Here is a 10,999-nt window from a genome sequence, read left to right as displayed (position 1 = left end):
GTCTCCTTCAACGGCTAATTCTAATGTTCCTTTTAATGGGTTTGAAGCATCTAATTTTAATTTATAAACTCTTCCCCACATAGTATAACCATCAACAGGAGCATTATTAGTTGCTTGACCTGTAGCAGTAAAATATACTTCTCTGTTATTTGTAGCACTTCCTTTTCTGTAATCTAAATCTTCAACTCTTGAAAAACGAATTGCTTTTAAGTCGTTTACTGTTGTATTGATTACTGCTCCAGTTAGGTTTTTAGCATTTGGAATTTCAACGAATTCTACTGGATAGCTGCTGTTTAATTTGATATCCGTCTCTACCTGATTTCCATCTGTTCTTTTTAAAGCGTAAAGTTTTCCGTTAGATAAATCTCCAACTGTACTTACATACATAATTACCTGTCCAGCACTTACGTGTGAAGTTGCATAAGATTGATCTTCACCAATTAAAATAACTGTTTTTCCAGGATAAGCTTCTTTTGGAAGCGGAACAGCGTTTTCCATACTTGCTTTTCCTAAAGCTGGTAAAACTCTGTCTTTTCTTGCTTTATCTGTTGCAGATCCCAAAGGATTGATTCCATGAACCATACTTTCTTGTCCACTTTCTCCAGCAGTTAAAAAGATTGGTCCAAAACCATGAATTTCTGGAGTTGCCAAAGTTGCAGAACATAAACGTGTTAAACCTCCAACGGCGTCAACAATATATTCACCTTTTACAGGTTTGAAAGTTTTATCTAAATAAACTCTAGAAACAGATTGAAGAATTTCATGATTAGTAATCATAATGTAACCATCTCCATTTGGATCTTTCATTAATCCAGCACCATCAGGCTGAGCACCATAAATAAATTTAGGAGATTCTGGAAGTACGTCTGTACTAGCAATTAAAGTACTGATTTTTAGGTTTTCGAAACCAGTCATTGCATACACAAATGCAGGAACTTTTGAATGTGACGTAAAGTCAATATTCGAATTTACTTTGTTTGAACCCTTGTTGTCATCATTTTGACAGCCGATTGCAGAAAGTCCTGCAATTCCAAGCAAGGTTAGTGATTTAAAAAAGTTAGCTTTCATAATTGTTTTTGTTTTTTTTGATTAGCACAAAGCTATCTCTCTAAAACAAAATACAGGTTATGTTAATTTTTTCTTAATGCTAATAATTGTAAGTCTATTATTATGAAATAGTAAATTAAATGTTCTGAATGTAAATTTAAGACTCTTAAAAAAATCTTAAAGTGGTTTAAAAAGCTGATTTAGATTCGTCGCTCTTTTTTCTTTTAATTTCTTTACAATTTTAAGAAAAGCAATCGCTGTAATGTATGCATCGCCCAATGCAGTATGACGATCTTTTTTAGAAATATCAAATTTATCGGCCAAATCATCTAAAGTATAATGATCTTTTCGTTCGAACAAATGGGATTGAATCAGCGTTTTTTTATACAAATAAGCCGTATCTAAAGTTTTGTTTGTTAATTGAGGAAGTCCGTTTCGTTCTAGAGCTTTATTAATCATTGTAACATCAAAAATAGTATGATGTGCAATGATAATAGAATCACCAAGGAAATCTAGAAACTGCTGTAAAGCTTCTAATTCACTTGGACGCTGAATGACAAAGGCTTTTAAAATTCCATGAATCTGAGCTGTCGATTTATCATAGTGATCCTGCTCAATATAAACTTCAAAACTATTTTGAATATTAATTGTTCCGTTTTGAAGAATAAGTGCACCAATACATAAAATTCGGTCATTATCGTAATCAAATCCTGTGGTTTCAGTATCTAAAACCACAAAACGAGTTTCTTCAATCGTGATGTTTTCATCAAACAGATTGTTTTCTTCTTTTTTCCAGAAATTGAATAAGCTCATTATTATACTAGATTTGAAATATTAAAACGTACCGAAATTAACTCTTGAAGTTCTTTTATGGTTTTAAAAGTACGTTTCAGTTTAATTTTTTCCAGTTTAGTTAAAGATTCTAATTCGATGAACTGCCCAGAATCGTGGTGCAAAAGACCTTGCTTGGTTCTAAATTTCAATAAGGCTTTAAACGAATAAGAACAAGACAAATACAATTCTCTGTTGTTAGGTTCTAATTCAGCTAGTTTTTCGAAACGTTCGGCCGTATTGCTGATTCCTTTAATTGAATGAGATAAAATTAAAACACGCGCTGCATCTGTCAATGGCATTAAAGCTCTTCGTTTAATATCAAAATTATCTTTATTGGCACCATCTTGTTCTACTAAGAATTGTCTAAAGAAACCAGTAGGAGAAGGGCTTTGCAAAGCACCACTCACCAAATGCATATAAAAAATAGGATTGGCTTTTACATCTTCAAAAATAGAATCTGACAATTGATTTACGAGATCCGAATCGCCGTAAGTCATACTGTAATCAAAGAAAATGAACGAAAGCAATACTTCATTTTTTCCAGGATTGGTAATCCAATGATGCACTTGCGATTTCCATTCGTCCAGACTCATACACCATTTTGGGCTGGATGCCATCATGTCGGCAGGACAATAATCGTATCCAATTTCAAAAAGACCTTTATTAACATGTCCAGCCAGTTTCAAGAAATAAATCTTGGTTTCATCTCTAAAAACTTCATTTACATTTTCATAAACAATCGCATTATCCTGATCCGTGTGCAACATTTGTTCGCCTCTTCCTTGGCTTCCAAGTGCCAGCCATCCGAATTTGACAGGTGGTGGACTACTCATTTTTTCGATACAAATTTCGATTACACGCGTTGTGCAAGCTTCATTCAGCTCGGTAATGATTTTGGTAATCAGCGTCATCGGAATATTTTGATCCAAATAACCTTGCAGTAATTGCATGATTTGATTACGAATAGGCTTTATTTCTTTAATCTTTTTAGTTCGCTTTAACGCTTTGATCAAAACAGCAGGATTGTTTCCTAAAGCGACCATAACGTCGTGTTTGGATAAGATTCCGACCGCTTTGGTATTGACAGTTCCGTCTTTCGTTAAACACAAATGGCTGATATTACTTTTCATCATGGCCATTTGAGCCTCTGTAACCGTCATTTTTTTAGGATACGTAATTACAGGTTTTGTCATGATGGTTTCGGCAGTCGTTTCGATAGGAAATTCCCCCGTCACAATTTTGTTTCGAAGATCTTTATCGGTCAAAATACCAATTGGTAGCATTTCATCTACAATCAAAATCGCACCGACTTTTTTCTTGCCCATAATTTTGGCAATATCCCTTACTGTAGTTGACGGACTGCAGGTTACAATTTTTTTTGAATATTTAATTGGAGTCAAATCAAAAGAGTGATTGCTGGTTTGAAGATTTTCATTCAGCAAATCATCACCATACAATTTATCTTTATGAATATCCGAATACGGATTTCGAGTATTAGAAGCGTAACTTTCAATCAAGAAATTACCAACATTTCTGTTTTCAAGAGCATAAGGTTTAAAAACCGCAATCGGAATGGCGTATAAAATACTTTCTTCATGTGTAACGGCTTCCATTATATAATTTTCCTGTGCCAAAAGCGGACGAAGACCAAAAATATCGCCTTCATCGCACATATCTAAAACAGTATTTTTAGTACTTTTTTTCAAGGCAACGGCGCCTTTATGAACCACATAAAAAGAATCATGTGTTTTTTCGTTCTCAGCAAAAATTACAGAATCTTTCTCTTTATATACAATTGAAATCTGTTCAGACAGTTTTTCTAAATCTCTCTGATGTAAAAAATTAAATGGCGGATAACCTTTTAAAAAGTCGGCAACTCTCTGAGAAATGGTATTTTTCATGTGGCTAGATTAAAGTTCTAATGTACTATTTAAAATAGAAATGTAAAAGAAACACGTTAATAAAAAGTTGCAAAGATGCAAAGAGACAAAGTCACAAAGTTTTTTCCTTTCAATACAAGTTGTAGATCAATTTTTTTTTCGCCACGAATTCACGAATTTAAATTAAGAATAATTCGAGTTACATTCGTCTAAAACACGAATTTTGAGGTTGAATTTTAAGAAGAAAAATTCGTGAATTCGTGGCGAAAAGCAACAAAAAAAGCCCCAATATTTGGAGCTTTGTGTATTTTAAAATCAGTACTTTAATCCACTCTATGAACGGTACCGCGTTGTTTTTCTTCAGAACCAACTAAGCCAAATTCAAAAGTATACGAATCTTTAGAAGTCGTTAAAATCTTCATGCTGATTGCTTTTTCTTCAGCCATATTTTTTGGGTGTTTTTTCTGAAGAACATATTCACAATCACTTACCCAACGAATGGTTGCAGTATCTGTTTTTCCTTCATAAGTTTCGATTTCGATATCTTCTTTACGTTCAAAATAAGTTGTTTTTTTAACACCGTTGACTTCTGTTTCAAATTTGAATTTTCCGGTTTTAAAATCTTTACAATTATGTTCGGCATTATAACAAGATACTAAAGCCAGAACAGGAAATAAGAATATAATTTTTTTCATTTTAAATAAGTTTTTTTAGGAGCTAATCCTGCTTTCCATTCCAATCTTTTTATTTTTTAAAGAAAAAAATAAAAAGGATTTCCATTGCAATCAGGGCTAGGGCATTAGGATAACAAGAAATAGTAGTATTTAATTTAAACTTTTGGGATATAAAACTCTTTTAGCTTTTTGGATTCTTTGACTTCTTCTCGCATCTCTTCTTTAGATTCACTACCTACTGCTTTGGGCCAGATATGAAATCCTCCGAATGTCATCGCTTTTACTTGCTGCTTAAATGCGGGAGAGTATTCATCAAAAAAGCTTAAATCTTCGGGATTATCCCACATTCCCCAAATACCATTTTCATCAATATCTCCTTTGTAATTTATAGGATGCGTAGGGTAAGTTTTAACCATCTTGATCTTAAAATCTTCCAGATTATAACTGCCATTCCATTTGAAAGAGCCAACATCATCAGTTCCAGAACCAGAAACCTTCAAATTAGAAAAATTTAAACTGATAGACATTTTGTGCTGTTGTGGAGAGTTGGAATAACAATAAAAACCTTCCCATTCGCCACTAGGTAAAAAATGATGCGTTTCGTTATTTTTTGATTTCATATTTTGAAAGATATGTTATTTCAATCTTTTTAATTCATCGTCGGTAAAGTTCTTGATTTCTTTTTCTTTGGCAAACTTTTCGGCATTGTAATTTCCCGATTTATTCTTCGGAATCGATAAACTATTCCATTCGCTGTTTTTCAATTGTTTGGCGTAAAAAACAATCTGCCCAACGTGATAAGGGTAATGTGCCAATTGACGATTTATGGCTTCAATTACCGTATGACCTTCATTTCTAATATAAATGATATCAGAAAGTTGTTCTGGTTTTAAGTTTTCCAAAGCATTTTCTAGGCAATTCCAGCCTTTATTCCAAACTTCCAGGATTTCTTCTTTAGATTTTAAATCATTTTCGAATTCGGCATCGCGATTTCGCCATTCTTTTTCTCCATCAGAAGTCAGAAAATCGGTCCAGCGCGAAAGCATATTGCCTGAAATGTGTTTTATTATAGTCGCAATGCTGTTGGTATCTTCATTAAACGAAACAAAAAGCTGTGCTGGTTCGAGTTGATCGATTGCTTTTTCGCCTAAAGCTTTATAATACAAAAACTGCTTTTTAACACTTTCTAAATAAGATTCATCAGTTTTCATGGCTTAATTATTTAAGATTGAAGTTCAACTTTATTTTCAGTAATTAATATTTTTCCCCAATCGTTTAGTTTCCAAAGAATTTCTACTAATTGTTTTCCTGTTTCAGTCAGAGAATATTCAACTCTTGGCGGTAATTCATTAAAAGATTCTTTGGTTAAAATACCATCTTCAACCATTTCGCCCAATTGCTGATTTAAAACGCGACGATCGACTTTGGCAATGCCTCTTAAAAATTCGCTGGGTCTTTTTTTGCCTTCATTAATCTGCCAGACAATTGGAATTTTCCATTTGCCGCTGATCGTATTCACGGCAATTTCTAGTGGACAGATTTTATTTTCAGTGCTTCTTTCCTTTGTTTGCATAAAATTGACTTTTATATCCCTATGGGATAAAAATATGTGGTATTGCCAGTGTTGTCAGGCTTTCCGATATTTACAAAAATAATCAAAAATTTAAGGATACTAAACGATTGCGTGAATCAAAGTGAAAACTATGGAAGAGGTAAAGCGTAAAGGAGCTAGGTCGACAAAAGATATTCCAACTTGGGTTTTGGAACAACTAAATAGAGGAGAAATTGAAACGGCAAATCTGGTAGAATGGCTTGCAGTAAATCAAACGAAGCTTTTAGAAAATGTGTTGAAAGAGTCTGATCGAATGGAATATTTAGATCCTATTTTAACAGATGTTAGGAATTTAAAAAAGCAAACGGTCAATACTATAAATGAAGCAATTGGAACAGGAATATTAGCAGAGTCAATTTTGAATAACGATTCGGATATACTTTCCATAATTTCAAAACATAAATCGGATGTGGTGCGATGTTGGTCTGCTTATACAATTGGGAAAAATCAAGAATTTAAGATCGAAGAAATTTTAGCGCAAATTCAGTTTCTTGCAGCTGATAAGCACTTTGGTGTCAGAGAAATTTCATGGTTGGCAATTCGGTCGAGTATTATAAGGAATTTAGAAGAAAGCCTTGAAATTTTATTGAGCTGGACTTCTAGCGAAGATGAGAATATAAGACGTTTTGCAACCGAAGCGACAAGACCTAGAGGCGTTTGGTGTGAACATATTGAAAAACTGAAACAAGAACCCGAATTAAGTTTGAAGATTTTAAATGCTTTAAAATCTGATCCTTCCAAATATGTTCAGGATAGTGTTGGCAATTGGCTCAATGATGCCAGTAAAACAAGACCAGATTTTGTAAAAGATTTATGTGAAAAATGGAAAAAAGAGAGTGCCACAAAAGAAACACTATACATTATAAAAAAGGCATTACGAACAATTGAAAAATGATTTTTTTAGCCACGAATTCACGAATTATTCCAATTTTTATTGGTCTTAAAAATAGTTCAAAACTATGTGCTTAGGCGTATTTTACTTTGAGTTTCTAAAAATTTTTTGACTCCAAATTTTACAAATTAATTTGTGGAAATTTGTGCAATTTGTGGGTAAATTAGGATTACAATTCTGGCTTTAATATGCTGGTTAAAGCTTTTATTTCAAGTTGATAGTGGTTTGGTTTAAATGAAATTCGTGAATTCGTGGCTAACAAACTATACAATTTTAATATCATATTTGTCCAAAAGCCCAACAATTCCTTCAGTAGAAAATTGTGCCTTTTTCATCGGATTGAATTCGGGATCAATTTTGTAATTGTAAGCCGTTTTAAAATTGACAGATGCTAATTGTGTTTCGTTAAAAATAGCGCCGTCCAAATCACAATTATCAAAAACAGAACTCGTTAAATTGGTTCCGATGAAAGTTACTTCGCGTACAGAAGAATTGATGAACTTGGTTTTGGGCATTTTTTTGTTTGAAAATAATGCATAATCCAAAGTGCATTCTTCAAAATAAACTTGAAATAAGAAATCGTCGCATTCGTTAAAAGCGATTCCTAAAAGTTTGCAGTTTTTAAAAGTGACATTTTTTAAACTTGTTCCAGCCAAACTCGTCATGGAAAGATTACAGTCAATAAATTCGCAGTCCAGGAAAGTATTCGAATTGAAATTGCTGTTTGAAAAGTCGCAGTTTTTAAACACACAGTCTTCAAACTCCCGATTGTTTATTTTTTTATCAATGTAAACAACTTTTTCGAATGTTTTCTGAATGTGAATTAGACTTTCCATGAATGTTTTTTAGGTTTTTGTGCATTGTGACGCACTCGAAGGATAAAGATGTTTTCCTCTGTTATTTGATAAGAAACAGCATAATCATAAACGGAATAAACTCTAAAACTACCATCATTATTGGTTTTTTGTTTATCAGTTTTGTAAATTTCAGGCTGTGTTTTAAGTATTTCAGTACTGTCAAAAATGGTATTAACCACTTTATCTGCAATTCTAAGTGATTTACTCTCAAAGAAAATGTAAAAATGAATGTCTTCTAACTGGTTTAAAGCATCGCTTGACCAAATTATTTTCTTCCCCATTTTTTCGCAATTTCTTTAGCTTCATCTTCAGTATAAAAATTACCTTTTTTAATGTTTTCTAAGGCATTTTCAATATCTAAATTATAAGCTGTGTCCGAATCAATTGCGGTATTATTTATTGATTGTAAAAGATGTTTTAGTTTTTCAACAAAAGAAGGATCTTTTACTTTATCAATTTCTTGATGAATCCAGTTTATTTCTGCTTGTATATCCATAACAAAGAATTTTAGTAAAGATACAAATTAGTCATTAAAGATACCTCTCATAATGATTTTCAATCCTAAAAAGATCAAAACCATAGAAGATAAACAAGCTACGATTCCAATTCCTAAAACAAGATAATGCCAATTGGTATGCTGATTCTGAAAAGCATTATAAATCATGGATGGACCTAAAAACATCAAAGGCAGAGCGCCTGTTAGATATGTAACTCCTTTTCTCAGTAATTCTCGATTTGTTGCCATTTATTTTGTTTCAAGTTTCAGGTTTCTTTTGTTTCAAGTTGTTTGACTTGTACTTAAACGCAAAGGTCGCAAAGTTTTTTTACATTATAAACCTAAAATAAAACGCAAAGTTCGCAAAGCTTTGAAAAAAAACTTGCGAACCTTGCGTTCCCGATAGCTATCAGGATTGCGTTCTTTGCGGTTAAACCACAAGACAAAAGCTTTATTTTATATAATTGTCAACAGCATTTCTCACGCTGCCATATTTTTTTAATAATTCTGAAGCTTCTTCATACGAAACAGGAATTTCTTCCATAATCATCTTAACGCCACGATCAACTAATTTGATATTGCTTAACTGCATGTCAACCATTTTGTTGCCTCTTACTTTTCCAAGCTGAATCATAGCTGCAGTCGAAATCATATTAAGAACTAATTTTTGGGCAGTTCCAGCTTTCATTCTAGAACTTCCAGTGATAAATTCTGGACCAACCACCACTTCAATCGGAAACTGAGCTGTTAATGCCAACGGACTTCCTTGATTACAAGTTATACAACCCGTAACAATATTGTTCTCATTACAAGCTTCTAAACCACTTATTACATAAGGAGTTGTACCCGAAGCCGCAATTCCGATTACAACATCATTAGAATCAATATTATGATTTTGAAGATCAATCCATGCATTTGTTGTGCTGTCTTCGGCGTTTTCTACTGCACGTCTTATAGCAGTGTCACCACCCGCAATAATACCATTTACTAAATCAAAAGGAACACCAAAAGTTGGAGGACATTCTGAAGCATCAACAACACCAAGTCGACCAGAAGTTCCTGCTCCAATATAAAATAATCGGCCTCCTAGTTTTAATTTAGAGACAATTTGCGGAATTAAAGCTTCTATTTGAGGTAAAGCTTTTTCGACCGCATAAGGAACGGTTTTGTCTTCTTGATTAATGTTTGACAACAATTCATGAACAGACATTTTTTCTAAATGTTCATATTTTGATGATTGTTCCGTGGTTTTTGTAAATGTCATTTTATCGTTATTTAGACTCGCCAAAATTAATATATTTTATCTCAATCTCGCAAAGTTCAAAGATTTATAATCTGCATTTTATTTGTTTTTTTGTTATTAAAGACGGTTTTGTAGGCTCATTGTTACACCAAGTAAAATATTATATTTGTTTATTATTTTTATTGGATAGATGGACAAATTAGGATTTTTAGATAGCGTTGCTCGTATTGCTGTCTTTGTTTCGTTATTATTGGCACTTTTTTTACTTACAGTAAAAACGGAGAATAAATTAGCCAATCGACTTTTTGCTTTCTTTATTATTTTGTCGGCAATTGATTTTAGCGGACTAATGGATTACTCATTTCCTTTAGAATACATAAATATTGATTTATTCAGAAGCACAGTGTGTTTGTTAGAAATGCCTTTGATTTATCTCTATGTTTTGGCAGTTTGTTATTCCGATTTTAGATTAAAATGGAAACATTTAATTTATACACTTCCATTTGTCGTGATGAATTTTGTTTTAATGCCGAGAGTTTATTTGAAATCGGGCGCTGAAAAGCAGTTTATTTTAGAACATTACAGTACCATGTTTGAAATTTACTTTTTTCAGATTCTAATCGAATTTCAATACTGGTTTTATATTGTGAGTATATTTTTGATTTTAAGAAAATACAAAAGAATTTATCTCGAAAATTATACCAATCCTAGTACGTCTACTTACAAATGGCTTTTTCAGATGAACTGTGTTTTTGTAGTTATGCATTCCATTACAGCTTCAAAAAATTTATTGCGCTATACAGCTTCAAGAGATATTTTTCTTTGGGGAAATGTTTTGATGATCGTTATGGCTTTAAGCGTAATATGCTGGTTTGTCATGAAAGCATTAAATCATCCCGAACTTTTTAGAGGAATCAATTCTAGATTAAAATTGACGAAAGAGATTCTTCCGCAAAATGAGAATGAAATAGTTGAAATAATAGAAAATGAAAACGAAGAAATTAAGAACCAGATTTCAGCTTTAAAACAATATATGATAGAGAAAGAGCCTTTTCTTGATCCGTCATTAACAATACAAGAATTAAGTAATCAAATTAATATTCCAGTTCGGGATTTATCAATTTTGATTAATCACCAAATGGACCAACATTTTTTTGATTTTGTGAATGAATATCGCATTCAAAAAGCGATGGAAATTTTAAAAAATCCTTCCAAAAAAGATTTAACTGTTTTAGAAATCTTGTACGAAGTAGGATTTAATTCTAAATCATCGTTCAATACCTCTTTTAAAAAATATACAAATTTAACGCCTACAGCTTATCGAAACGCTTCATAATTAGTGGTTTGTAAAAAGTCGTACTTCATGCTAAATAAAGTCGAACCAATTTCTTAAAGAGAAAATGGTTCGACTTTTTTTGTCGGTCGCATAGGCAGATTTTCTAAGGCAACTTTGCTTCAAATTAA

Annotated in this window: 14 protein-coding genes; 2 read left to right on the top strand and 12 right to left on the bottom strand. The window is 32.5% G+C overall.

Annotation, left to right across the window (positions count from 1 at the left end; translation table 11 throughout):
• The 7 genes from VGE71_RS00185 to VGE71_RS00155 all read right to left on the bottom strand — a co-directional run.
• Window positions 1–1,068 (bottom strand): hypothetical protein (locus VGE71_RS00185; RefSeq protein WP_331136489.1); only part of this gene is annotated, 1,068 nt, incomplete at its 3' end.
• Between the two features lie 156 nt (window positions 1,069–1,224).
• On the bottom strand, window positions 1,225–1,860 hold the full coding sequence (locus tag VGE71_RS00180) for a 3'-5' exonuclease (RefSeq protein ID WP_331136488.1): 636 nt from the start codon (window positions 1,858–1,860) through the stop codon (window positions 1,225–1,227).
• A 2-nt stretch (window positions 1,861–1,862) separates the two neighbouring features.
• Window positions 1,863–3,782: a DUF294 nucleotidyltransferase-like domain-containing protein gene (locus VGE71_RS00175; protein ID WP_331136487.1), complete on the bottom strand. Its 1,920-nt coding sequence runs from the start codon at window positions 3,780–3,782 to the stop codon at window positions 1,863–1,865.
• Between the two features lie 302 nt (window positions 3,783–4,084).
• Entirely contained in the window at window positions 4,085–4,456 is a 372-nt protein-coding gene (locus VGE71_RS00170; protein ID WP_331136486.1) for a DNA topoisomerase IV, read from the bottom strand.
• Between the two features lie 134 nt (window positions 4,457–4,590).
• Window positions 4,591–5,055, bottom strand: a complete 465-nt coding sequence (locus VGE71_RS00165) for a hypothetical protein (protein ID WP_331136485.1) — start codon at window positions 5,053–5,055, stop codon at window positions 4,591–4,593.
• A 15-nt stretch (window positions 5,056–5,070) separates the two neighbouring features.
• Window positions 5,071–5,646 carry a DUF1572 family protein gene (locus tag VGE71_RS00160; protein ID WP_331136484.1) on the bottom strand — a complete coding sequence of 192 codons (576 nt, stop codon included), beginning with the start codon at window positions 5,644–5,646 and terminating at the stop codon, window positions 5,071–5,073.
• A gap of 11 nt (window positions 5,647–5,657) precedes the next feature.
• Window positions 5,658–6,008, bottom strand: a complete 351-nt coding sequence (locus tag VGE71_RS00155) for a helix-turn-helix domain-containing protein (protein ID WP_331136483.1) — start codon at window positions 6,006–6,008, stop codon at window positions 5,658–5,660.
• Between the two features lie 130 nt (window positions 6,009–6,138).
• Here VGE71_RS00155 and VGE71_RS00150 point away from each other — a divergent pair, with 130 nt between their 5' ends.
• On the top strand, window positions 6,139–6,942 hold the full coding sequence (locus VGE71_RS00150; RefSeq protein ID WP_331136492.1) for a DNA alkylation repair protein: 804 nt from the start codon (window positions 6,139–6,141) through the stop codon (window positions 6,940–6,942).
• Between the two features lie 260 nt (window positions 6,943–7,202).
• On the opposite strand, the gene VGE71_RS00145 is transcribed toward VGE71_RS00150, so the two are convergent.
• From VGE71_RS00145 to murQ, 5 genes are all read right to left on the bottom strand, one after another.
• Window positions 7,203–7,775, bottom strand: coding sequence for a pentapeptide repeat-containing protein (locus VGE71_RS00145; RefSeq protein ID WP_144214562.1), 573 nt, complete (start codon window positions 7,773–7,775; stop codon window positions 7,203–7,205).
• Window positions 7,763–8,077 (bottom strand): type II toxin-antitoxin system RelE/ParE family toxin, encoded by a 315-nt coding sequence (locus VGE71_RS00140; RefSeq protein WP_331136482.1) that lies wholly within the window; start codon window positions 8,075–8,077, stop codon window positions 7,763–7,765. Before VGE71_RS00140 ends, VGE71_RS00145 begins: the two co-directional genes overlap by 13 nt.
• Window positions 8,062–8,292: a hypothetical protein gene (locus VGE71_RS00135; RefSeq protein ID WP_331136481.1), complete on the bottom strand. Its 231-nt coding sequence runs from the start codon at window positions 8,290–8,292 to the stop codon at window positions 8,062–8,064. The genes VGE71_RS00140 and VGE71_RS00135 overlap by 16 nt, the downstream gene beginning before the upstream one ends.
• 27 nt (window positions 8,293–8,319) lie before the next feature.
• A complete protein-coding gene (locus tag VGE71_RS00130) occupies window positions 8,320–8,541 on the bottom strand; it encodes a DUF6095 family protein (protein WP_331136480.1) in 222 nt (73 codons plus the stop codon).
• A 202-nt stretch (window positions 8,542–8,743) separates the two neighbouring features.
• Window positions 8,744–9,556: an N-acetylmuramic acid 6-phosphate etherase gene (murQ, locus tag VGE71_RS00125; protein ID WP_331136479.1), complete on the bottom strand. Its 813-nt coding sequence runs from the start codon at window positions 9,554–9,556 to the stop codon at window positions 8,744–8,746.
• 169 nt (window positions 9,557–9,725) lie between these two features.
• Between murQ and VGE71_RS00120 the strand changes: the two genes are divergently transcribed.
• Window positions 9,726–10,871, top strand: a complete 1,146-nt coding sequence (locus VGE71_RS00120) for an AraC family transcriptional regulator (protein WP_331136478.1) — start codon at window positions 9,726–9,728, stop codon at window positions 10,869–10,871.
• The last annotated feature ends 128 nt before the right edge of the window (window positions 10,872–10,999 follow it).

Origin of the sequence: Flavobacterium sp. (assembly GCF_036405015.1) — a bacterium.
Lineage (GTDB): Bacteria > Bacteroidota > Bacteroidia > Flavobacteriales > Flavobacteriaceae > Flavobacterium.
Note: the sequence above shows the minus strand (reverse complement) of the source record. Positions and strands in the feature narration are given on the sequence as shown.